We start from the raw sequence: 22,265 nt of genomic DNA on the forward strand, positions 1-22,265 counted from the left end.
CACGGGCGCACCCCCGGCTCCCTTAGGAGACTGCGTGTTCTATTACATCCTCAGGCGACTGGCCTCGGTCGTGGTGATGGTCTTTCTGATCACAGCCACTACGTTCGCTCTGTTCTTCGCCTCGCCGATCGACCCGGCTCGATATACCTGCGGTAAGAACTGCACCCCCACCATCCTCGAGGGCAACCGCAAGGCCCTCGGCTACGACCAGCCCGCCACCGTGCAGTACGGCAAGTTCCTCGCCGGCCTGGTTGTCGGTCGTGAGTTCCCCGACAACGAGCAGCTCAAGAAGGACCACCCCGAGCAGATCGTCAAGTGCCCGGCCCCGTGCCTTGGCTACTCCCCCTCGCAGCACCGCACCATCAACGAGATGGTCTCTGAAGCCTGGCCCATCTCCCTCTCGATCGCTATCGGTGCATTCACCTTGTGGATGCTGGTCGGCGTCGGAGGCGGCATCGTCGCCGCCCTGAACAAAGGCAGATGGCAGGACCGAAGTATCGTCGGCTCGGCGTTGATCGGGTTCTCGCTACCCACCTTCTTCGTCGGCCTTGTTCTCCTGACTTTCCCGGCCATCAAGTGGGGCTGGGTGCCGATTCCCAAGTACGTCAACTTCACCGACAACCCGGCGGCATGGGCGGCCAACCTGATCCTTCCCTGGATCACCCTGGCCTTCTTCTTCGCCGCCAGCTACGTCCGGCTCACCCGGGCGTACATGATCGAGACCCTCAGCGAGGACTACATCCGCACCGCTAACGCCAAGGGCGTGGCCAAGTGGGCAGTGATCTTCAAGCACGGCCTGCGCGCAGTGCTGACTCCGATCGTGACCGCGGCCGGACTCGACCTGGGCGGCTTGCTCGGCGGCGCGATCATCACTGAGAGCGTCTTCTCCCTGCACGGCCTCGGCTACCTGGCGGTGCACTCGGTGACCACGATGGATCTACCGACGATCGTGGCCATGGTGATGATCGTGTCCACCTTCATCGTGGTGGCGAACATGCTGGTCGACATCGCCTACGGCTTCATCGACCCGAGAGTGAAGCTGGCGAAATGAACAAGTTCCTGCGCGTCAACGACCTGAAGGTCTACTTCCCCACCGACGACGGCGTGGTCCGGGCCGTCGACGGCCTGACCTTCGACCTGGAGAAGGGCACCACTCTCGGTATCGTCGGCGAGTCCGGCTCGGGCAAGTCGGTCACCTCGCTGGCCATCATGGGGCTGCACCGCGGCACCCGGGCCAAGTTGAGCGGCGAGATCTGGCTGGACGACGTCGACCTGCTCAAGACCACCGACGAGGAGATCCGCGGCCTGCGCGGCTCGAAGATGGCGATGATCTTCCAGGATCCGCTGTCGGCGATGCATCCGTATTACACGATCGGCCAGCAGCTGACCGAGGCGATCCGGGTGCACCACAACGTGTCCAAGAAGGCGGCTCGGGTGACCGTGGTCGACATGCTGGCCCGGGTCGGCATCCCCAGCCCGGACAAGCGCTTCGACCAGTACCCGCACGAGTTCTCCGGCGGTATGCGGCAGCGCGCCATGATCGCCATGGCTCTGATCAACAACCCCGAGTTGCTGATCGCCGACGAGCCCACGACCGCCCTGGACGTCACCGTGCAGGCGCAGATCCTGGACCTGATGCGCGACCTGCAGAAGGAGTTCGGCTCGGCGATCATCATGATCACCCACGACCTGGGTGTGGTGGCCGAGATCGCCGACGACGTCCTGGTGATGTACGGCGGCAAGTGTGTCGAGTACGCCGAGGTGGACGACGCCTTCCACGCCCCCGACCACCCCTACACCTGGGGCCTGATGACGTCCATGCCGCGCCTGGACCGGACTCGGTTGGAGCGACTGGTGCCGGTGGCCGGCAACCCGCCGTCGCTGATCAACATTCCGCCGGGCTGTGCCTTCCACCCGCGCTGCACGTTCCGCGACTTCGCGTCCGCACCGTGCAACCAGGTGGTGCCGGAGCTCGTCCAGTCCTATCCGAAGCACGATTCGCGCTGCCACATTCCGGCGCCGAAGCGAGCTGAGCTGTTCGCCGAGCAGATCGCCCCGAGGCTGTAGGAGAGACCGTGAGCCTGCTGTCCGTGAGGGACCTGCGCAAGCACTTCCCGACTTATCAACAAAAGCTCGTCCGCGTCGAGGGCGCCCCGATCAAGGCCGTGGACGGCCTGTCGCTGAGCCTGGAGCCCGGCGAGACCCTCGGCCTGGTCGGCGAGTCCGGCTGCGGCAAGTCCACGGCCGGGCGCACCATCCTGCGTCTGCTGGAGCCGACTTCGGGCACCATCGAGTTCGAGGGCAAGGACGTCACCAGCGCCACCGGATCCGAACTGGCCCACCTGCGCCGTCAGATGCAGATGGTCTTCCAGGATCCCTACGGTTCGCTGAACCCGCGGCATCCGATCGGTGCGATCATCGCGGCCCCGTTCCTGATCCAGGGGATCAAGCCCGAGGGTGGCACCAAGCGCGCCGTCCAGGAGCTGATGGAGCGGGTCGGTCTGAACCCCGAGCACTACAACCGCTACCCGCACGAGTTCTCCGGCGGCCAGCGGCAGCGGATCGGGGTGGCCCGAGCGATCGCCCTGAAGCCCAAGCTGGTGGTCTGCGACGAGCCGGTCTCCGCGCTGGACGTGTCCATCCAGGCCCAGGTGATCAACCTGTTGGAGGACATTCAGCAGGAGCAGAACCTGGCCTATGTGTTCATCGCGCACGACCTGTCCGTGGTGCGGCACATCTCCGACCGGGTGATGGTGATGTACCTGGGCAAGGTGATGGAGGTCGCCGACCGGGACGGGCTCTACGAGCGTCCGATGCACCCATACACGCAGGCTCTGATGTCGGCGGTGCCGGTGCCCGAGCCGCGGCGTGACCGGGAGCGGATCCTGCTCACCGGCGACCTGCCCAGCCCGCAGAACCCGCCGTCGGGTTGCGTGTTCCGGACCCGCTGCCCGATCGCGACCGAGCGGTGCGCGGCCGAGGTTCCGATGCCGGTCGAGCTCGAGCCGGGCCACCTGGTGGCCTGCCACTACCCCCAGGTTCGCCAGGTCATCTAGTCGGCTGGGGCCAGCCCAGGTTCAGCAGCCGGATCAGCATCTGCAGAGCCGGCAGGCTCAGCCGTCCCTCGGCGTAGGTGATCAGTGCGCGCAGCGGCATCTGGCCGATCATGCGGTCCAAGGTCTCGGGGGTGCTGCCTTCGTCCTCGGGGCTAATCACCTGACCGGCCACTACTCGCAGCAGTCGGTACAGCGGACGGCCCAGTGGACGCAGTTGCAGCTCGGCCAGGGTCGAGTCCAGGTGCAGCGGCAGCAGCGGCCGTGGGGCCGGTAGCGGACGTCCGCACAGCGCGGTGAACTCGTTCCCGGTGGCCAATGCTGCAGCCGGGATCACCGCCGGAGTGACCCGATCCAGTGAGTCGACCCGGATGGTCGCACGCAGCCGGACGTCCCGGCTGGAGGCACCGACCCGCAGTTCGAACTCGCCGGCCTCGACCAGCCAGTCGGCGGCCGGAACGTCGTAGACCGCGAAGGCACGACGGCCCAGGCTCAGCCGCACCGGGACGCTCTCCCCCGGCTCCAGCCACACCTTGGAGAAGGCCTTGAGCTCCTGCTCGGGACGGGCCACGCAGGCCTCGACGTCATGGACGTACAGCTGGACCACCTCGGCTCCGGCCCGCTCCCCGGTGTTGGTCAGCGTGAACGCCACCTCCCACTCGGTGCCGACCCCACTGACCTCCAGATCGGAGTACGCGAAGCTGGTGTAGCCCAGCCCGTGGCCGAAGCAGAACCGCGGCGCGATGCCGAAGGAGTCGTGGAACCGATAGCCGACGTTCAGGCACTCGCGGTACTGCACCTGGGTCGGGTGGGAGCGGAAGTTGTCCTGGGCAGGCAGCTGAGCCACCGCCACCGGAAAGCTCTCGGCCAGCCGTCCGCCGGGTTCGACATCGCCGAGCAGGACGTCCACCAGCGCCGAGCCGGCGGCCTGACCGCCCAGGTAGCCGAACACGAGGGCGGCTGGCTGATCGGCCCAGTCCAGCTCGACCGGAGCGCCGGCGATCACCACCACCGCCGTGCGGGGGTTGGCGGCCAGCACCGTCCGGACGATCGCGTCCTGGCCCTGCGGCAGCCGCAGGTCGTCCCGGTCGAAGCCCTCGGACTCATAGGCGGCCGGCAGCCCGACCAGCAGAATCACCTGGTCGGCAGCCGCGGCGGACGCCGCGGCCCGAGCCAACTGGGCGGCGCTGGTCTGGCCGGTCTCGGGGTCGTAGCCGGGGACGTAGTCGAGCTCGGCGGCCTCGCCCAGGCGCTCGCGCAGCGCGTCCAGAACGGTGTCCAGCTGGGTAGGTTGCACCAGCGAGCTGCCGGCGCCCTGGTAGCGGGGGTGCTCGGCGAAGGCACCGATCAGCGCCACCCGTCCCGACGGAGCCAGCGGCAGCAGCCCGTCGTTGGTGAGCAGCACGGTGCCCGCGGCCGCGGCCCGGCGGGCCAGCTGGTGATGGGCGTCCTTGTCCAGGCGCTCGAACAGCTCACCAGCGCCGCGGCCGGCCGCCGCTCTGAGCAGCAGCTCGATCACCCGGACGCAGGCCCGGTCCAGCGCAGCCTCACTGAGTGCGCCGGAGTCCAGGGCGGCGGACACCCGGGCGTCCCAGGCGCCGTGGCTGCTGGGCATCTCCAGCTCCATTCCGGCGGCGACTCCGGCCGGACGGTCGGCGACCGCCAGCCAGTCGCTCATCACCAGGCCGTCGAAGCCCCACTCCTCGCGCAGAATGTCGGTGAGCAGCCGCCGGGACTCGCCGGTGTGCTCGCCGTTGACCTGGTTGTAGGACGACATCACCGTCCACGGACGGCCCTCGGTGACGGCGATCTCGAAGCCGGTCAGGTACAGCTCGCGCAGGGTCCGCTCGTCGATGATGGTGTCCAGTCGCATCCGGAAGTCTTCTTGGTTGTTGGCGGCGAAGTGCTTCACGCACGCGCCAACCCCCGCCGACTGGATGCCGCGCACCATGGCGGCGGCCGCCTTCCCGGACAGCAGCGGGTCCTCGGAGAAGTACTCGAAGTTGCGTCCGCCGGCCGGATGCCGCTTGATGTTCAGGCCCGGGCCGAGCAGGACGGCGACGTCGGCGATCCGGCACTCCCGGCCGAGTGCGACACCGACCTCTTCGAGCAGCGCGACGTCCCAGGTCGAGCCGAGCGCGGAGGCGGTCGGGAAGCAGGTGGCCGGTACCGAGTCGGACAGCCCGGCGTGATCGGCCTTGCCGAGCTGCTTGCGCAACCCGTGCGGACCGTCGGTGACCATGATCGGCGAGATGCCGTGCTCGGGCAGCCCCTTGGTGTGCCAGTAGTCGGCCCCGGACAGCAGCCCGATCTTGGTGGCCCGGCTCAGCTTCACCACTACCTGCTGCGCCTCGGCCCGGTGCTCACTGTGGTCCTGATCCGCCATCTCGGTGCGCCTCCGCCTCGTCTGAGCCGATTGTCCCAACTCGGCCATCATGGCATCCAGTGTCCGCCGCTACTGCGGCTTCGCCGATGCCGGCCCGCGTCTCGTCGCGTCTCGTCGCGTCCAACCATCGGCACCGAACCCTGTTCCCGCTACCGATCGCAACTCCTGCTACCGAGATTTCGGCAGCGAGGGTTCCGATCGGTAGCGCGAACCACTCGACAGGGAGCGAGGGCACGGCGACGAACTGACACAAGGTCCCTCGTCATCACCAAACCCACCAGTGCCACGGTTGCCATGGCAAGCACTCGTCGCCAGTTCTCATGACGGCGCTCAGCCGTCTGCTCCTCTCTGAACAGGCGGCGCTCGACCAGGCGCCGGGGTGGGCTACTCAACAGTTGGCTCAGCATGGCATCCAGATCCCAGCGGCTGTGTCGTTGGGCAGGGCACGGCCTCGGACAGCGTCTGGCAGGAGCGGCGGCCTACCGGATCCGGATCGGGATGGAGTTCGCGGCGAGTTGCCGACGAGCTTCATCGAGGATCACCGCTACCGCAACCGAGTTCGCCAAAGGATGGACGGCCGACTGCAGCTCACCGGCGATGACCAGCCGGGAGAACTCGCGCAGTTCACCGACCAGTAGCGGCCCACTGCGCGGCCGGCCCAGTTCCACGATCTCCCGCGGCGGGCGACCAGACAGGCTGGAGGCCGAGCCAGCGGTGTGCAGCCGCACGCTGTCCGGGCTGGCGCAGTCGTCGAAGGTCAGCACCGAGCGCTCCCCCGCGATCTGCGACTCAATGCCCATGGTGGCCACCTTCGAATGCAGGCAGGCCACCTCGAACCCGTCGTAGCCCAGCAGGATCGTTCCCTGGGCATCAGCGCCGTTGGGCAGCAGGACCCCGGTCGCTGTCACAGTGCGCGACTCACCGAAGAGATGGACGGCCAGCGAGACCGGGTAGAAGCCCAGGTCCATGGTGGAACCGCCACCCCGTCCCGGATCGAACGCGGCGTGAACCTGGCCGGCCTTGTACGCGTCAAAGCGGGAGGAGTACTGATCCATGATGAGAACCGCACGGCGCACCGGGCCAAGCTGTGCACAGGCGCGTCGGAGGACGGCGATGTTGGGTTCGAAAGCTGCCCGATAGGCCTCCATGAGCAACACCTTGCGGCTGGTGGCGACCTGGACGAGCTCGCGGGCCTCGGCCGCAGAGGTGGCCAGCGGCTTCTCGATCAGGACGTGCTTGCCTGCGGCCATCATGGCCAGCGCCAACTCGTAGTGGGTCGAGTTCGGCGTCCCGACATAGACCGCTTGGATGGTGGGGTCAGCGGCGATGGCCTCCAGGCTGGCGAAGGCTTCGAGCCGATGCTCGGCCGCGAACGCTGCCGCGTGCTCGGGGTTGGCCGAGAAGATGCCGGCCACCTCGACCTCGTCCACCTCTTCGGCGGCCGCGCTGAACAGTCGGGCCGCCAAGCCAGCCCCGACCATGGCGATCCGGATGCGATCCATGGGCACTGCCTCTCTGTGGGCCGGCCGCGCAGGCAGCGACCGGACGACCTAGTTGCCGCTGTTCGGCTCGGCCTGGAGATCTCCGACCAGCCGGGCGACATGAATCGCCACAAAGGCGATCTCGTCGCCAGTGATAGCTGCGCCCAGTCCCAGGCGGATCAGATAGGCGACCCGGTGCGCGCAGGCCATCTCCGCGGAGAAGTTGTCGGCGATGGACCGCAGGAGCTCATCGGGAGTATCGCCCAGTTGCGCGTGCCGCTCGATCCGGGCGAACACATAACGCAGATGGGTCACGAAACGGGACGCACTCATCGAGTCCCGGTCCACCCGGACATTGAACGACGAATCGATGACGTCGAAGATCTGGGTGACCAAGGTGAGCTGACGCGTCCACGGCAAGCCATCCGGAGCACTTCCGGCCTGCGCGTTGATGAAATGCATGGCGAAACTGATCGACTCGCCCTCGGGCAGTTCGACGCCCAGCCGGTTCCTCACCACACTGAGGGCGCCCCGCCCTACCGCGGCATAGGCCGGGTAGAGCTGGGCGATCTCCCACGCCAGCGGATACTCAATGGCAATCGAGTCGCGCAGCCGCTGAACCGCGAAGTTCAGGTGATCGGCAATGGCGATCACCGTCGCCTGACTCGGAGGAATGGACAACTCTGCGCTGGCGGCATCGCAGATCTCCAGCGCGGCGTCCAGGTAGGCGGGCGGGAGTTCGGCCAGGAAGGCGCTGAGCTGCTCCATCGGCTGGGCCGGGGTGGGACGGAAGATCCGCTCCACCTCCTGGTCCGGGAGCTCGGTGCCCTTCTTGTGGCGATACCCGATACCAGGACCCAGCGCCACCACTTCACGTCCGTCGACCGAAGCGATGACGGCGTTATTGCTGAGGATCCGCTCGATGTACATCGTTGTCCATTCCCCGAATCAGCCCGCGCCTAGTCGCCGGCCAGCGACGCGCCGCGGCTGGCGATCACGTCCCGGTACCAGCCGAAGGAGTCCTTGCGACTCCGACGCAGGGTGCCCTGACCGTAGTTGTCCTGGTCGACATGGATGAAGCCGTACCGCTTGGACATCTGGGAGGTGCCGCAAGAGATCAGGTCGATCGGACCCCAAGCGGTATACCCCATGACATCGACCCCGTCGCGGATCGCTTCGCCGATCTGGATCAGATGCTCGCGGAGGTAGTCGATCCGATACTGGTCGTGGATGATCCCGTCCGGGCCAGGGGCCTCCTCGGCCCCCAAGCCGTTCTCGACGACGAAGATCGGCACCTGATAACGATCCCACAGGCGGTTCAACGAAATCCGTAGACCGACCGGATCAACCGGCCACCCCCACTGAGTGAGTGTGAGGTGTGGGTTCTTCAGCGCTCCGACCAGCAGACCGGTCTCGTCCTGTGCACCCGGGCGGTCCTCGGTGAGGTGCGACATGTAGTAGCTGATCCCGATGTAGTCGACGGTGCCGTCGGCGAGGATCTGCTGGTCGGTCTCGGCGAACTCGATGTTCAGGCCGGCGTCGTGGAAGTACCGCAGGGCATAGCCCGGGTAGCGGCCACGCACGGCCACATCGGGATAGAAGAAGTTCGTCTGATCCTCGCGCATGGCCTGCAAGACGTCCGCGGGCTTGGGCGTGGCTGGATACACCTCGATCCGGTTGATCATGGCCCCGATCACGGCCCCGGCCGGGAGGATCTCCCGGGCCGCTTTGACCGCCAATGCACTGGCCAGGAACTGGTGATGGGTGGCCTGGTAGGCGACCTCCCGAACAGGGCGGTCGGTGCGGTCCATCAGGACGCCAGCGCCGGTGTAGACGCTGGTCAGGTTCATATTCAACTCATTGAACGTGAGCCAGTAGCGCACCTTGTCCCGATAGCGGGTCAGGACCGTCCGGGCGAACTTCTCGAACGGCGCAATGCACTCCCGCGACAGCCAACCGTTGAAGCGTCGGGTCAGTTCCAGCGGCATCTCGTAGTGCGACATGGTCACCACTGGCTGGATGCCGTGGGCCAGCAGTTCGTCGAAGACCCGGTCGTAGAACGCGAGGCCCTCTTCGTTCGGCTCATCCTCCAGCCCAGTGGGGTAGATCCTGGGCCAGGCGATGGACATCCGGAAGGTGGTGAACCCCATCTCTGCGAACAGGGCGATGTCCTCGCGGTAGCGGTGGTAGAAGTCGATCCCCCACCGCTTGGCGAAGATGCCCTCCAGTTCACCGGCGTCAGCGGCGTCCAGCTCGGCACCGGTGACCTCGAAGGTGAAGTTGTCGGCGCCGTTGACCACGTCGGGACGGTAGCGGGCCAGGTCGGACGTGGACAGCCCCTTCCCGCCCTCGTCGTAGGCACCTTCAATCTGGTTGGCGGCGGTTGCGCCACCCCAGAGGAAGGTCTCCGGGAACTCAAGCCGCGCCGTCATCGGACGACCTCCAGCAGGGTGTCGCCGGGGTGCACCTCGGCGGCGGCCACCGGGGTCACCCGGCTGAGCATTGCGGAGTTCGTCACGATGATCACCGTTGTGGGATCAAAGCCCGCGGCGACCACCGCGGCGAGATCCACAGTGCCGATCGGCTCGCCGGCGACTACTCGATCACCCGCGCTGACCGCCGGCTGGAAGACCTCACCTTGCAGCTTGACCGTGTCGATCCCGACATGGACCAGCACCTCCACACCGTCGTCGGTACGGATCCCGTACGCGTGCGGCAGACAGGCCATGACGACGCCGTCCACCGGGGCGTAGAGCTGACCGTCGGACGGGACCAGCGCCACTCCGGCACCCATCGAGCCACTCGCGAACACGTGATCGCCGACAGCCGACAGCGCACGGCTCGCCCCCGACAGCGGGGAGAGAACTGCAGTGGTCGCCACCGATGCCACCGGCTGGGCGGCGGGGGCCGGCGTCGGCAAGCCCGCGTCCGGCTCCTTCACGCCGAACAAGTAGGTCAGGACGAAAGCCAGCACCATGGCGCCGACGACTCCGGCCACGAAAACCGGGAAGCTCCCTTGGCCGAGGGCGGCCGGCATGCTGATCAGGGACGGGACCGCGAAGGCGTGCGAGGTCACTCCACTGGCGGCGATCACGGCACCACCCACCGCGGCGCTGGCCAGACCGATGAAGAAGGGCCGCCGCAGGGGCAGGTTCACGCCGTACACCGCCGGCTCGGAAATGCCGGCGAGCAGGCCACTCAGTGCGGCCGGCCCAGCCACCTGCTTGAGCTTGGCGTTGCGGGTCCGGAAGAAGACGGCCAGGACCGCGCCGGTCTGGGCGGTCACGCCGGCGAAGAAGGGCAGGATCGTGAACGACTGGCCTGAGGTGCCGAACTCGTTGATGATCACGGCGATCAGCGCCCAGTGCAGGCCGAACACCACAAGTGCCTGGGCCAGGCCGCCGATGATGGAGCCGGCGGCGATCGGGCTGACCGCGTAGACCCAGCTGACCGCAGCCGTGATGCCTTGGCTCAGGTAGGTGGTCGCCGGGCCGATCGTCAGCAGGCTGAGCGGGAACAGCACCAGCATGATCAAGGCCGGCGAGGCGAAGTTGACGATGATGCCGGGCAGGATCCGCTTGAGCAGCCTCTCTGCGTGGCTCTGCACCCACACGATCACGACGATCGGGATCACCGAGGAGGTGTAGGTCGCCATCACGACGGGAATGCCCAAGAAGGTGACCGGGGTCGGCGAACTGACCAGGGCGATGATCGACGGATAGAGCAGACCGCCGGCCAGGGTCAGCGAGACGAACTGGTTGGCACCGAAGCGCTTTGCAGCGGTGATGGCCAGGTACATCGGCAGGAAGTAGAACAAGGCGTCCGCGCCCGCATTGAGAATCTGGTACGTCGTGGTCGTCGAGTCCAGCCACCCGACGGTGGAGAAGACCATCAGGAACGCCTTGAGCAGACCGGTTCCGGCCAGAGCCCACAGGATCGGCTGGAAGATCGCCGAAATCACATTGATGAACCGATCGAACACGTTGCCCTGCGGTTCGGCCGGGGCCGGATCTTCGACCACCAACTGTGGGAGGCGCGCCTCCACCAGTTCGCGAACCTGCGGGACATCGTTGCCGACCACGACCTGCAACTGGCCTGCCGCGACCACGACGGAGATCACGCCGTCCAACTGCTCGAGCTCACCGCGACGAACCTTCGACTGGTCCTTCACGACGAACCTCAGCCGGGTGAAACATGACGTCAGTGCCGCCACATTGGACGGACCGCCTACTCGATCCAGGATCGCTTGCGCGAAGGACTCCCGGCTCATTACTCGCTCGTTGCTCACACTGCCTCCTTTGGCTGTGGAATGTCTGAGCGGGCGATTCGGGGCACAAAAAAACGAGCCCCAGACATCGCACGCTGCTGTGCTGATGCTTGAGCTCGGGTCTTGCCTTCGGAGTCACAACCCCTGGCTCTGGGACACCTTCGGTATCCGCGCGGCACACGCTAGCACCGCCCGAAGTCGCTGTGAAGAGGTGAGTTCTCGGCAGATTCCGATCAGGAGCCGAGGGCAGGGGGAGGATGCTCATCATCGACGAGCCGTGGAGCGGATGACGGGAATCGAACCCGCACTGTCAGCTTGGGAAGCTGATGTTCTGCCATTGAACTACATCCGCAAGCGCCGGTGCCCGGCGCGTGAGGCAGTCTAGCCGCTCGCGCGCGCGGCTCGCACACCGAGATGACAAGGATCGCCCGCCGCGTCGGAGGTGGAAACTATGCCGACTACGCAGGTTCTCTGACAGACTGGCACTCGGACATTCTCGCCGGCACACAGGCGACCCCAAAACGCAGAGGCGGTGAAGGTGACCAGGGAAGATCGGGCAATAACCCTCGTCGACCTGATGGCGCAGACGCTGGCGGTCATCGACCAGGGCGAGCAGCCTGAGGTTCTGATCTGTCGCGCACTGGCCAAAGCGAGCAATGCCGACGTGGCCGTGCTGATCGGTCTGGACCCGTCCCGGCGTCCACGCGTCCATGCCGCCGTGCCCGATGCGCGCAGTGCGGCCGCCCTTGCCGATGTCGCCGCCCGCAGTGGCGGGCGCAACCCGAACAGCCTGCTGCGCGGGGGCCAGCATCCGATTCTCGGCGAAGTCGTCCTGATCGGTCCCGAGTTCGACGAGAACACCATCCAACGCCGGGCCCGCGTGCTGGCGGTCAGCCGCCGCAACGGCTTCGCCCCGGACGCCCAGGCACTACTGGCCGAAGCGGTGGCTCCGGTCACCTTCATGATGCCGCGGGTCGCAGCGGCTTGTGTGTCCTCTCAGGCCGCCCGCGATGCCGCCGAGGCTGCCGCGGCGCTGAACCTGACTCCGCGTGAGGTCGAGGTGCTGCAGCTGCTCTCCGAAGGCCTGCTGGCCCGGACGATCGCGTCCCGGCTCGGCCTCTCCCCGCGCACCGTGCACAAGCACTTGAGCAACGTCTACACCAAGCTGGGGGTCCACGACCGGCTGGTGGCCGTCGGCATCGCCCGCGAGAACGGCCTGATCAGCCAGGTCTGAGCCGCCGGGGTCACTCCCCGGTTTGACCGTCGATGCTCTCCCGGATCAGGTCGGCATGCCCGTTGTGTCGGGCGTACTCCTCGATCATGTGCAGCAGGATCCAGCGCAGGCTGGGCACCTCCCCGTTGCTGCGCGGACGCTTGGCCAGCCGGTCCAGGCCGTCAGCGGCCAGCACCTCGTCCACCTGAGCCGACGACCGGGCCACGGTCGCGCGCCAGCGCTCGAAGAGCACCTCCGGCTCGGTCCGCGCTGCCGCATGCCACTCCCAGTCGGGATCGGCGTCCCAGTCCACGCTCGCCCACGGCTCGCTCGGTGCCACCCCGGCCAGCCGGTAGCCGAACCAGGTGTCCTCGACCAGGGCCAGATGGTTCAGCAGCCCACCCAAAGTGATGGACGACGCCGCGGCCGTCCGAGCCAACTGGACGGCATCCAGGCCCGAGCACTTCCAGGCCAAAGTGGCCCGCTGATAGTCCAGGAACCCGATCAGAGTGGACGCCTCGTCGCCGGCCAGCGGCGGCTCCGGACGGTCGTCCCCAGGCAGGATGGTCATGGCGGCAGTCTAGGCCGCCCGGGACGACGCCCAGCGGCGCTCAGGGAGGTCCCCCAACCGTCCCCGGAAGCGGCCGTCAGAGCTTTCGGCGGCACCATCACCTGTTCTAGGTTCGACTCATGAGCAATCCTTTGGAACCGACCGATGTCGGCCCTGCGGTCGGTGGCGATCTGGGCGTGGCGGAGAGCGATCGCCAGCACGTCATCACGCTGCTGAACGCGGCCCACTCCGAAGGCCACCTGAGTGCCTACGACCGCGATCGCCGGATCGAGTCCGCCCTCGCCGCACAGACCTTCGACGATCTGGTTCCGCTGACCCGCGACCTGGTGGTGGCCAAGCCGGCCCCGCTGGTGAACTACCAGCCGGCCGGCTCCGAGCAGCCCGCCGAGCAGATCGTGGCGATCTTCTCCGGCACCAAGCGCTCCGGCCAGTGGGAGGTGCGTCCGAACACCTCGGTGCTGACCATGTTCGGTGGGGTGGAACTCGATCTGACTCAGGCGATCTTCACCAGCCAGACGATCGTGGTGAACGTGTTCTGCCTGTTCGGCGGCGTCGAGCTGACCGTCCCGGCCGGCAGCAACGTGGACAACCAGGTGATCGCCGTCTTCGGTGGCGCGGACGTGCACAAGGTCGCTCCGCCGATGACCGGCGCCCCCAAGATCATCGTCAAGGGCTTCGTCGGGTTCGGCGGGGTCGAGGTCAAAAACCCGAAAGTGAAGCGGCGCGGCTAGATTCTCCCTATGAGCGAGCTGTTTACCGTCGGCGCTGACTGGCAACGCCTCCCTGCGAACGCGGCCACGGCCAAGCAGGTGGGCGCCCTGGCGATCAACCTGCCGGTGGCCATCGCCGCCGTGGTCGGCACCGGACTGCTGGCCAACTGGGGTTGGCCGGTCTGGCTGGTCGCCGGCCTCGGGGTGGCCTGGACGATCTGGCGGGTGGTCCGGGCCGGCCGTTGGGCGCGCAGCTTCGCCTATCTCGAACGTGAGCAGGATCTGCTGATCACCTCCGGACTGTGGAACAAGCAGTTCAGCGCCGTCCCCTACGGACGGATGCTGTCGGTCGAGGTCCAGTCCGGACCGATCGCCCGGCTGTGGGGCCTGGCCAGTGTGGCCATCGTGACCGCCAGCATCGCCTCCAATGCCACGATTCCCGCGGTCCCCACTGAGGTGGCCGCCGGCCTTCGCGACCGGCTGATCGCCGCCGGCGAGGCCCAGGCTCTGCCGCTATGAGCTTGCCCGACCCGGAGCTCACGACGTCCCAGCCGGTGCCGGCGCGGCCCGCGGAACGTCCTCATCCGCTCACCCCGCTGATCCGTGGCTGGGTGGTGCTGCTGGCGATCCTGATCGGGGTCGGCAAGGAGCTGCTGCCCAACGGCTCCGACGACTTCCGGCTGCCGCCGCTGGAATGGCTGTTCGGCGGCATCGCGCTGATCACCGTGGGCGCTGCGCTGGCCGGCTTCATGTCGTGGCGGTTCACCCACTTCATCACCGACGAGCACGAACTGCGGATCGACACCGGGATGCTGTTCCGGCAGTCCCAGCGGATCGCCTACGACAAGGTGCAGGGCGTGGACGTCGTGCAGCCGCTGGCGGCCCGCCTGTTCGGCCTGGCCGAGGTGAGCATCGACATCGGCAGCGGGGCTCGGCCCAAAGTCCGGTTCCTCACTCTGGCCCGCGCCCATGGGATGCGGGACTACCTGCTGGCCCGGGCACACGGCGTCCGCCCGGCCGAGGTGATCACCCACGCCGAAGCCGGCTCGCTACTCACCGGGCTGACCGGCAACGACCAGGTTCTGGTCACGGTGCCCACCAAGACGTTGGTGGTCGCGGCGCTGACCACCCACGAACTGCTCACTGCGGTCGTCGGCTTGGCGATCGCGGCCGCGATGGCCGCCTGGGTGGGCCATCCGTGGGTCGGGCTCGGCATCGCCGTGCCCGCGGCCAGCGCCATCTTCGGGCTGGTCAGCTCGCGGGTCCTCAAGCAGTTCAACTACACCTTGTCGCGGCGCAGTTCCGGGCTGCGGATCACTCGCGGCCTGACCACGCTGTCCAGCCACTCACTGCCGCCGCGGCGGGTCCAGGCCGTCCAGGTCAGCCAGTCGCTGCTGTGGCGCAAGCTCGGCCTGTACCGGGTCGATCTCGAGGTGATCGGCTTCAGCATCAGCGACGAACAGGACTCCGACAAGGTCTCCAGCATCATGCTGCCGGCCGGCGGCATCGAGCAGGTCCGGATCTGCCTGGACGCCATCTGGCCGGGCAGCGACTGGGAGCGGCTCACCGACCGGCAGGTGCCGTCCCGGGCCCGCTGGCTGCACCCGTTGTCCGGGCCTTTCCTGCGCTGGGGTCACGACGCACGCTTCGTGGTCACCCGGCGCGGCTGGCTGGTCCGGCGCTGGCAGGTGGTGCCGCTGGCCCGAGCCCAGTCACTCAGCGTTGTCCAGGGGCCGGTGTCCCGCCGGCTCGGCCTGGCCGACCTGCGGATCCAGACCGGCGGCCACCAGCTGATGGTCGTGGCCGAGGGCTTGGACGCCGAGGAGCTCGCCGCCGAACTCCCGCAGCTGTGTCAGTTGCAGCGGGTCCGAGTCGAGCGGGACCCGACCGTGGGACCGGCCCCGGTGAGCTTCGGCGAACCGGATCAGGCCGGGCCGGACGCCTTGCGGGCCGACCAGGCCGTGGAAACCATCTCCGAGGGCGAGTAGCTCATCTTCCAGCCCAGGTCGGCGGCCGCGGCGCTGCCGTCGGCCACGATCCGGGCCGGATCACCCGGACGCCGGTCGGCGATCTCCGGGGTGAAGTCGATTCCGCTGACCTCGGCCATGGTGTCCATGATCTGTCGGACGCTCAGCCCGGTGCCGCTGCCCAGGTTGTAGGCCGGCTTCAGCGGCGTCCCGGCCAGCAGCGCCTGCGCCGCGGCCACATGGGTGTCGGCCAGGTCGCCGACATGGACGTAGTCGCGCACACAGGTCCCGTCCGGGGTCGGGTAGTCCACGCCATTGATCCGCGGCGTCCGTCCGGCCAGCAAGGCCTCGATGACCAGCGGGAACAGGTTGTGCGGGCTGGCGTCGTAGACCTCGTCCGTGGCCGAGCCCACCACGTTGAAGTAGCGCAGGCAGACCCCGGTGAAGCCTTCACGGGCCCGGGCCACGTCGGCGATCAGCCACTCCCCGATCAGCTTCGACTCGCCATAGGGCGACTCCGGACGGGTGGCCGACTCCTCGGTGACCAGTTCTGTGTCGGGGGTGCCGAAGACGGCCGCCGAGGAGGAGAAGACGATGTGCTTGACCCCAGCGGCCTCCATGGCGGCCAGAACACTGGCAGTGCCGGTGACGTTCTGGGTGTAGGTGTGCAACGGACGCTGCACCGAGACCCCGGCGTACTTGAAGCCAGCCACGTGGATCACACCGACGCAACCGTGGTCGGTGAGCGCCGCAGTCACCGCGACGGTGTCATTGATGTCAGCCTGGACGAAAGCCACCCCGTCCGGCACGAACTTCGCCAGCCCGGACGACAGGTCGTCCAGGACGACCGGAGTCATCCCCTGCTGCTGAAGCGAGCGCACCACGTGCGCACCGATATAGCCGGCCCCGCCGGTCACTAGCCAGGTAGTCACGACCGCGAGTCTATGGCCACGAACGACACTCACCCGTCGCGCTGGCTAGGGTTGGGCCATGCAGAACCAACCCGTCCTCGGGATCGATATCGGCGGCTCCGGAATCAAGGGCGCCCTGGTCGATCTCAGCGCTGGCGATTTCGCCACTGACCGCGTCCGGATCCCTACCCCGGAGAACTCGACTCCGTCGGCTCTGGCCGACGTGGTGGCCCAGATCGTCACCGAGTTTGCCGGTCAAATGGGCGACGGACCGATCGGTGTCACCGTGCCGGCCGTGGTCACTCACGGGATCACCCGCTCGGCGGCCAACATCCACAAGTCGTGGATCGACGCCCCGGCCGAGCAGATCTTCGAGGACCGGCTGGGTCGCGATGTCGTCCTGGTCAATGACGCGGACGCTGCCGGCGTCGCCGAGGTCCGCTACGGCGCGGCCAAGGACAATGACGGCCTGGTGATGGTGACCACCTTGGGTACCGGGATTGGTAGCGCGCTGATCTACCAGGGGGTACTGGTGCCCAACACCGAGCTCGGCCACCTGGAGATCGACGGCTTCGACGCAGAGAAGCGGGCGGCCGCGTCTGTGCGCACCGCCGAGAACCTCAGCTACGACGAATACGTGCCCCGGCTGCAGCGCTACTACGAGACCCTCGAAGCGCTGTTCTGGCCGGACCTGATCGTGGTCGGCGGTGGCGTCTCCAAGCATGCCGAGAAGTTCCTGCCGAAGCTGAAGCTCAAGACCCCGATCGTGCCGGCCGTCCTGATGAACAAGGCCGGGATCATCGGTGCCGCGGCGCTGGCAGCGGAGAAGGCGGCCAAGCACCACGGCTGAGCAGGGCTTTCGCCGGGTTGATGCAACATCCGGCCTGGCGGGAGCGTGTCTGAATGCGAGGAGGTCGGAATGGATCGACGCGAGTTCTTGACTCTGGCTGCGGCCTTGGGTGCGGTGTCCCTGGTGCCCGGCTGCGCGGCCCCGGTGGCCAGCCAGCCGAGCGTCAAGCCTAGTGGCAGCGGCACGGCCGCGGCCGTCGGCGGCCCACTTCTGGCCGACTTCGCGGCGTCCCTGCTGGCCGGGTTGGCGCCCAAGCCGACGAACCTGATCCTCTCGCCGTGGTCGATCGCCATGGCCTTGTCGATGGTGCGCGAAGGCGCGGTCGGCAAGACCGCCGACGAGCTGGACGCTCTGCTGGGCGGCACCGCCCCTGCCTTGGGTGATGCCTTGCACAGCCAGACCGCCGCCTTCGCCACGGCCAAGGACGTCCAGGTAAACACCGCCAACGCGCTGTGGGGCCAGCAGGATCTGGCTTGGCAACCGGCATTCCTGGATCGGCTGACCAAGGGCTACGGCGCCCCGTTGAACCAGGTGGACTTCGGGGCGCATCCCGACGACATCCGCGTAGACATCAACAAGTGGGTGGTCGACCAGACCAAGGACAAGATCAAGGATCTGCTCAGCCAAGGCAGCCTCACCGCCGACACCCGGTTGGTGCTGGTCAACGCGATCTACTTCAAGGCTGCCTGGGCCGTGCTCCTCGACAAGCTTGGCGACCGGGAGTTCCACACCGGCGACAAGACGGTCAAGGTTCCGTTCCTTGGCAAGCTCGGGCAGCGTCCGTGGTTCGAGGATGACACCTGGCGGGGCAGCGTCCAGTCCTGCAAGAACCCCGATTTCGCGCTGGTCGTGGTGTTGCCCAAGCAGGCGCACTCCACGGTGGCCGTGCCGTCCGGGCTGTTCGGGAAGGTGCTGGCCGCCGCCCCGGCCCAGGTGAAGCTGCGGATGCCGGCCTGGAAGACCGACTACAGGACCCAGCTGCGTCCCCTGCTGGAGACCCTCGGCGTGGAGCTGGCCTTCAACCCCGACCTGGCCGACCTCTCGGGCATGACCACCCAGGAGAAGCTCTTCGTGAGCTTCGTCGTCCATCAAGCGACCATCGACGTCACCTCCGGTGGCATCGAGGCCGCCGCGGCTACGGCCGTCGGAATGGAGCTCACCAGCGGGGTCACCGATGCCAAGGAGCTGGAGCTGGATCGTCCGTTCAGCTACGCGCTGATGCACGTGCCCAGCCGGACGCCGCTGTTCGTCGGACAGCTGGCCGACCCCAGCTAGGCGTTCGGCCCGGACCCACCGGCGAACCGGACCTGCGGGAACCTCCTGCCGAAAAGCGGACTGTCCTCTTTTCGGTGGGGCGTGGCTCACCCCTACAGTGCAGGCATGGAGTTCGAACTCGTCGCCATCATCGGCGTTCTGCTGGTGGTCGCCGCGTCCACCCTGGCCCCGAAGATCGGAGTGGCCAGCCCCCTCCTGCTCGTCGCGCTCGGCTTCGGGATCAGCCTGCTGCCCATGGTCGAGCCGATCGTGATCCCGCCAGAGCTGATCCTGGCCGGCATCCTGCCGCCGCTGCTGTATGCCGCGGCCGTGGACACCCCGGTGATGGAGTTCCGTCGCGATCTGGCCACCATCTCGGTCTTCTCGGTGGTGCTGGTGGCGATCACCGCGGTGGCCGTCGGCCTGATCGGGGTCGCCCTGGTGCCCGGAATGCCGCTGGGCGTCGGCATCGCGCTGGGTGCGGTGATCAGTCCCACCGACGCGGTGGCCACCTCGATCGTCCGCCGGGCCGGAGTGTCGAAGCGAATCGTCACGATTCTGCAGGGCGAGAGCATGTTCAACGACGCGTCCGCCCTGGTCCTGCTGCGGGCCGCGGTGGCGTCGATCGGCATCGGCGTCTCGTTCCTGGACGTGGCCGGCCAGTTCGTCTGGGCCGTGGTCGGCGCACTCCTGATCGGCGGGTTCCTCGGCTGGCTGAACCTCGTCGTCCGCGGACGGATCCATCAGGTGTCGGCGAATGTGGCGCTCTCCCTGGTGATCCCGTTCGCCGCGTACCTGCCCGCCGAGGCAGTGGGCGCGTCCGGCCTGGTCGCGGCCGTGGTGGCCGGGCTGGTCACCGGATACGGGACGCCGGCTCGGATGGGCGCCCAGGTGCGGATCGCCGAGCGGTCGGTGTGGAAGACCATCGAGCTGATCCTGGAGAGCGCGGTCTTCCTCATGGTCGGACTGGAGCTGCCCACCCTGGCCGCCGACACCGGCAACACCGGTCTACGGCTCCCGGCCCTGTTGGCCCTGCTGCTGGGCACCGTGGTGATGGCACTCCGCACAGGGATGGTGGCCTGGTCGGTGTGGGAGCTGGCCCGGCGCTATCAGCGGGCCGAGTCCGGCCGCGAGCGGATCAGCCAGATCCAGGCAAAACTCGATGCCGGGAACACCCTGGGAGCCGATTTCCCGAAGACCGGCGGGCCGATCCGACGCCGGCGTGGACAGTCCCACCCCAAGCCGGCCCGGGATCGGGTCGGCCAATGGCAGCGGATGCTCGACCGGCGCCGGGCCGACCTGGACTACCTTGCCGCCGAGCGGCTGGGCTGGCCGGAAGGAACCATCCTGGTCTGGGCCGGGATGCGCGGTGCAGTGACCATCGCCGCCGCCCAGACCCTGCCGGCCGACGTGCCCTACCGATCGCTGGTGATCCTGGTGGCCACCATGGTGGCGGTCGGCACTCTGCTGCTTCAGGGGCTCACCCTGCCGCCGCTCACCAAGCGCCTCGGGCTGGCCGACAACGGCCCCGCCACCGACCCGGCGCAGTGGGACGCCCTCCAAGCCGAGCTGGACGCCGCCGCGCTCACCGCGCTGGTGAACAGCGGCAACGAGCAGGCTGCCGCCGTCGTGGAGCGGTTGAAGGCCCGGCTCGACCGGTCCGACGCCGATGCCGAAGACCAGCGGGCCGGGATCGCGGCCCTGTCTGAGCTCCGGCTGACCGTGATCGAGGCTCAGCGGTCCAAGCTGCTGGATCTGCGCAGCGTCGGTAGCTACCCGTCCGCCATGATGGACGACGCCCTGGCCCAGCTCGATGCGGCCCAGATCGGCCTGGAACTGCGCCAGCAGTACCTCGAGTGAGGTGCCGCCGGCCGGCTCACATCCGGTCGGGGGCCTCGATGCCGAGCAGATCCAAGCCGGTGGCCAGCACCTTCTTGGTGGCCGCGCACAGCGCCAGCCGGGACGAGCGCACCGCACCCTCGCTCTTCAGCACCGGGCACTGCTCGTAGAACACGCTCAGGGCGCCGGCCAGCTCGTAGAGGTACCCGCACAGCCGGTGCGGCTGCAGGGTCTCGCCGACCTGGGCGACCACCTCGCCGAAGCGGCTGAGCAGCAGTGCGACCTGATGCTCGGCGGGCTCGTCCAGCACCGTGACGTTCTCGAAGCCATAGCCCTCAGCCTCGGCCTTGCGCAGGATCTGGTTGGCCCGGGCGTGCGCGTACTGCAGGTAGGGGCCGGTGTCGCCGGTGGTGGCCACCATCCGCTCGGCGTCGAAGGTGTAGTCCTTCTGCAGGCCGGACGACAGGTCGGCGTACTTGATGGCGGCCAGGGCGATCGGCGGGGCCGCCTGCTCCTCGGCCGCGTCCAGCAGCGAGTTCAAGGTGACCGCCGTGCCCTCGCGAGTGGAGAACTTCTTGCCGTCCGCGCCGAGCACCTGGCCGAAGCCGACGAACTCCGCCGACACGTCATCGGGCAGGTAGCCGGCCAGCCGGGCCACGGCGAAGACCTGCTGGAAGTGGTACTCCTGCGGCGAGCCGACCACGTAGATCAGTCGGTTCACGCCCAGCGTGCCGACCCGGTGCCGGATGGCAGCCAGGTCGGTGCAGGTGTAGCCGTAACCGCCGGCCGCATTGCGGATGATGGCCGGCGCCTGGGCGCCCTCAACGAACACCGCCAGCGCACCGTCGTCGATCCGGGCGATGCCACGCTCTTCGAGATCGGCGGCCACCACCGGCAGGTCGGCGTTGTAGATCGACTCTCCGGCCAGGTCGGCGTCGGTGAGCAGGATGTTCATCCGCCGGTAGGTGGCGTTGAAGCCGGCCAGCGAGACCTCGATCAGCTGCCGCCAGATCCGGCGGGTCTCGGCGTCGCCGGCCTGCAGCTTGACCACCCGCTCCCGGGCCCGGTCGGCGAACTCCTCGGACTCCTTCAGGTGGGTGTTGGCCCGCTGGTACAGCGCCTCGGCACCGGGCAGGTCCAGGCTGGACGCGTCCAGACCCTCGTCGAGGATCTGCTCGACCAGCATTCCGAACTGCCGGCCCCAGTCACCGATGTGGTTCTGCGGGATCACGGTGTGCCCCTGGGCGCGCAGCACCCGGGTGAAGCAGTCGCCGATGATGGTCGAGCGCAGGTGACCGACGTGCATCTGCTTGGCCACGTTCGGCGAGGAGTAGTCGACCACCACCCGCTGCGGGTGCTCGGCCGGGCTGATCCCGGCCCCCGGCTCGGTCAGCACGGCGGTGGCGACCGACGCCAGCACGTCCGCGCGGATCCGGAGATTGATGAAGCCCGGCCCGGCCACCTCCAGCGGCTCGCACAGGTCGGCGAGGTCGATCTTGGCCACCAGCTCGGCGGCCACCTCACGCGGCGGACGGCCCTGTTCGTTGGCCAGGCGCAGCGCCACATTGGTCTGGTAGTGGCCGAACTGGGGACGGGTCGCGGGACGCAACTCCGGATCGACTCCGGCCACGGCCGCAACGCGCTCGCTGAGCAACGAAGGCAGGGACAACATGGGCGCCATTTTCGCACGTCCGACCGAACCCGCCCGCCGTGGCCGCATCAGCCACCGCCTTTGCGGCCATCCAACATCCAATTCACCTCGT

The 22,265-nt window shown here is 68.0% G+C and carries 18 protein-coding genes and 1 tRNA gene; 10 read left to right on the forward strand and 9 right to left on the reverse strand.

Translation table 11 applies throughout. The features are described 5' to 3' along the window. Positions 1-34: 34 nt before the first annotated feature. The 3 genes from ATK74_RS11770 to ATK74_RS11780 are packed head-to-tail and all read left to right on the forward strand — an operon-like array spanning position 35 to position 3,056. Positions 35-1,051 carry an ABC transporter permease gene (locus ATK74_RS11770; RefSeq protein WP_098461214.1) on the forward strand — a complete coding sequence of 339 codons (1,017 nt, stop codon included), beginning with the start codon at positions 35-37 and terminating at the stop codon, positions 1,049-1,051. Further along, entirely contained in the window at positions 1,048-2,067 is a 1,020-nt protein-coding gene (locus ATK74_RS11775) for an ABC transporter ATP-binding protein (protein ID WP_098461215.1), read from the forward strand. Before ATK74_RS11770 ends, ATK74_RS11775 begins: the two co-directional genes overlap by 4 nt. Positions 2,068-2,075: 8 nt before the next feature. Next, positions 2,076-3,056 carry an ABC transporter ATP-binding protein gene (locus tag ATK74_RS11780; RefSeq protein WP_098461216.1) on the forward strand — a complete coding sequence of 327 codons (981 nt, stop codon included), beginning with the start codon at positions 2,076-2,078 and terminating at the stop codon, positions 3,054-3,056. Here ATK74_RS11780 and ATK74_RS11785 read toward each other — a convergent pair. The 6 genes from ATK74_RS11785 to ATK74_RS11810 all read right to left on the reverse strand — a co-directional run bounded on the left by ATK74_RS11785 (position 3,049) and on the right by ATK74_RS11810 (position 11,539). Next, the gene (locus ATK74_RS11785) at positions 3,049-5,439 is read right to left on the reverse strand and encodes a glycoside hydrolase family 3 C-terminal domain-containing protein (protein WP_098461217.1); all 2,391 of its coding nucleotides are present in this window, start codon (positions 5,437-5,439) and stop codon (positions 3,049-3,051) included. The genes ATK74_RS11780 and ATK74_RS11785 overlap by 8 nt on opposite strands. 479 nt (positions 5,440-5,918) lie before the next feature. After that, positions 5,919-6,941 carry a Gfo/Idh/MocA family protein gene (locus ATK74_RS11790; RefSeq protein WP_098461218.1) on the reverse strand — a complete coding sequence of 341 codons (1,023 nt, stop codon included), beginning with the start codon at positions 6,939-6,941 and terminating at the stop codon, positions 5,919-5,921. 48 nt (positions 6,942-6,989) lie between these two features. After that, on the reverse strand, positions 6,990-7,850 hold the full coding sequence (locus ATK74_RS11795) for a PRD domain-containing protein (RefSeq protein ID WP_098461219.1): 861 nt from the start codon (positions 7,848-7,850) through the stop codon (positions 6,990-6,992). A 29-nt stretch (positions 7,851-7,879) separates the two neighbouring features. Then, positions 7,880-9,352: a glycoside hydrolase family 1 protein gene (locus ATK74_RS11800; protein ID WP_098461220.1), complete on the reverse strand. Its 1,473-nt coding sequence runs from the start codon at positions 9,350-9,352 to the stop codon at positions 7,880-7,882. Continuing rightward, on the reverse strand, positions 9,349-11,208 hold the full coding sequence (locus ATK74_RS11805) for a beta-glucoside-specific PTS transporter subunit IIABC (RefSeq protein WP_143483656.1): 1,860 nt from the start codon (positions 11,206-11,208) through the stop codon (positions 9,349-9,351). Before ATK74_RS11805 ends, ATK74_RS11800 begins: the two co-directional genes overlap by 4 nt. A 257-nt stretch (positions 11,209-11,465) precedes the next feature. Continuing rightward, positions 11,466-11,539 (reverse strand) — tRNA-Gly (locus ATK74_RS11810). 186 nt (positions 11,540-11,725) lie between these two features. Here ATK74_RS11810 and ATK74_RS11815 point away from each other — a divergent pair. Next, positions 11,726-12,421 (forward strand): response regulator transcription factor, encoded by a 696-nt coding sequence (locus ATK74_RS11815; RefSeq protein ID WP_211283363.1) that lies wholly within the window; start codon positions 11,726-11,728, stop codon positions 12,419-12,421. Positions 12,422-12,431: 10 nt separating this feature from the next. Here the strand turns inward: ATK74_RS11815 and ATK74_RS11820 are convergent, their stop codons facing one another. Beyond that, entirely contained in the window at positions 12,432-12,971 is a 540-nt protein-coding gene (locus ATK74_RS11820) for a DinB family protein (protein WP_098461222.1), read from the reverse strand. 119 nt (positions 12,972-13,090) lie between these two features. On the opposite strand from ATK74_RS11820, the gene ATK74_RS11825 reads away from it, so the two are divergent. From ATK74_RS11825 to ATK74_RS11835, 3 genes are read left to right on the forward strand one after another with little or no spacing between them, the layout of a single operon-like run. Beyond that, a complete protein-coding gene (locus ATK74_RS11825; protein ID WP_098461223.1) occupies positions 13,091-13,702 on the forward strand; it encodes a DUF1707 SHOCT-like domain-containing protein in 612 nt (203 codons plus the stop codon). A 9-nt stretch (positions 13,703-13,711) separates the two neighbouring features. Further along, positions 13,712-14,200 carry a PH domain-containing protein gene (locus ATK74_RS11830; protein ID WP_098461224.1) on the forward strand — a complete coding sequence of 163 codons (489 nt, stop codon included), beginning with the start codon at positions 13,712-13,714 and terminating at the stop codon, positions 14,198-14,200. Beyond that, positions 14,197-15,669 (forward strand): PH domain-containing protein, encoded by a 1,473-nt coding sequence (locus ATK74_RS11835; RefSeq protein WP_098461225.1) that lies wholly within the window; start codon positions 14,197-14,199, stop codon positions 15,667-15,669. The genes ATK74_RS11830 and ATK74_RS11835 overlap by 4 nt, the downstream gene beginning before the upstream one ends. Here ATK74_RS11835 and galE read toward each other — a convergent pair. Further along, positions 15,606-16,580: a UDP-glucose 4-epimerase GalE gene (gene galE, locus ATK74_RS11840; RefSeq protein ID WP_098461226.1), complete on the reverse strand. Its 975-nt coding sequence runs from the start codon at positions 16,578-16,580 to the stop codon at positions 15,606-15,608. The genes ATK74_RS11835 and galE overlap by 64 nt on opposite strands. Positions 16,581-16,638: 58 nt before the next feature. Here galE and ppgK point away from each other — a divergent pair, with 58 nt between their 5' ends. From ppgK to ATK74_RS11855, 3 genes are all read left to right on the forward strand, one after another. Beyond that, a complete protein-coding gene (ppgK, locus tag ATK74_RS11845) occupies positions 16,639-17,409 on the forward strand; it encodes a polyphosphate--glucose phosphotransferase (protein WP_098461227.1) in 771 nt (256 codons plus the stop codon). 69 nt (positions 17,410-17,478) lie between these two features. Then, entirely contained in the window at positions 17,479-18,684 is a 1,206-nt protein-coding gene (locus tag ATK74_RS11850) for a serpin family protein (protein WP_098461228.1), read from the forward strand. Between the two features lie 105 nt (positions 18,685-18,789). Then, entirely contained in the window at positions 18,790-20,523 is a 1,734-nt protein-coding gene (locus tag ATK74_RS11855) for a cation:proton antiporter (RefSeq protein WP_098461229.1), read from the forward strand. A gap of 16 nt (positions 20,524-20,539) precedes the next feature. Here the strand turns inward: ATK74_RS11855 and argS are convergent, their stop codons facing one another. Next, positions 20,540-22,174, reverse strand: a complete 1,635-nt coding sequence (gene argS / locus ATK74_RS11860) for an arginine--tRNA ligase (protein ID WP_098461230.1) — start codon at positions 22,172-22,174, stop codon at positions 20,540-20,542. Between the last annotated feature and the right edge of the window lie 91 nt (positions 22,175-22,265).

This window comes from Propionicimonas paludicola (assembly GCF_002563675.1).
Lineage (GTDB): Bacteria > Actinomycetota > Actinomycetes > Propionibacteriales > Propionibacteriaceae > Propionicimonas > Propionicimonas paludicola.

What these genes read in the sequence shown, in the direction of transcription:
- ATK74_RS11775 (WP_098461215.1), top strand. Translation starts at nt 1,048, where the DNA reads ATGAACAAGTTCCTGCGCGTCAACGACCTGAAGGTCTACTTCCCCACC.
- ATK74_RS11785 (WP_098461217.1), bottom strand. Translation starts at nt 5,439, where the DNA reads ATGGCGGATCAGGACCACAGTGAGCACCGGGCCGAGGCGCAGCAGGTA.
- ATK74_RS11790 (WP_098461218.1), bottom strand. Translation starts at nt 6,941, where the DNA reads ATGGATCGCATCCGGATCGCCATGGTCGGGGCTGGCTTGGCGGCCCGA.
- ATK74_RS11795 (WP_098461219.1), bottom strand. Translation starts at nt 7,850, where the DNA reads ATGTACATCGAGCGGATCCTCAGCAATAACGCCGTCATCGCTTCGGTC.
- ATK74_RS11800 (WP_098461220.1), bottom strand. Translation starts at nt 9,352, where the DNA reads ATGACGGCGCGGCTTGAGTTCCCGGAGACCTTCCTCTGGGGTGGCGCA.
- ATK74_RS11820 (WP_098461222.1), bottom strand. Translation starts at nt 12,971, where the DNA reads ATGACCATCCTGCCTGGGGACGACCGTCCGGAGCCGCCGCTGGCCGGC.
- ATK74_RS11825 (WP_098461223.1), top strand. Translation starts at nt 13,091, where the DNA reads ATGAGCAATCCTTTGGAACCGACCGATGTCGGCCCTGCGGTCGGTGGC.
- ATK74_RS11830 (WP_098461224.1), top strand. Translation starts at nt 13,712, where the DNA reads ATGAGCGAGCTGTTTACCGTCGGCGCTGACTGGCAACGCCTCCCTGCG.
- ATK74_RS11835 (WP_098461225.1), top strand. Translation starts at nt 14,197, where the DNA reads ATGAGCTTGCCCGACCCGGAGCTCACGACGTCCCAGCCGGTGCCGGCG.
- ppgK (WP_098461227.1), top strand. Translation starts at nt 16,639, where the DNA reads ATGCAGAACCAACCCGTCCTCGGGATCGATATCGGCGGCTCCGGAATC.
- ATK74_RS11850 (WP_098461228.1), top strand. Translation starts at nt 17,479, where the DNA reads ATGGATCGACGCGAGTTCTTGACTCTGGCTGCGGCCTTGGGTGCGGTG.
- ATK74_RS11855 (WP_098461229.1), top strand. Translation starts at nt 18,790, where the DNA reads ATGGAGTTCGAACTCGTCGCCATCATCGGCGTTCTGCTGGTGGTCGCC.
- argS (WP_098461230.1), bottom strand. Translation starts at nt 22,174, where the DNA reads ATGTTGTCCCTGCCTTCGTTGCTCAGCGAGCGCGTTGCGGCCGTGGCC.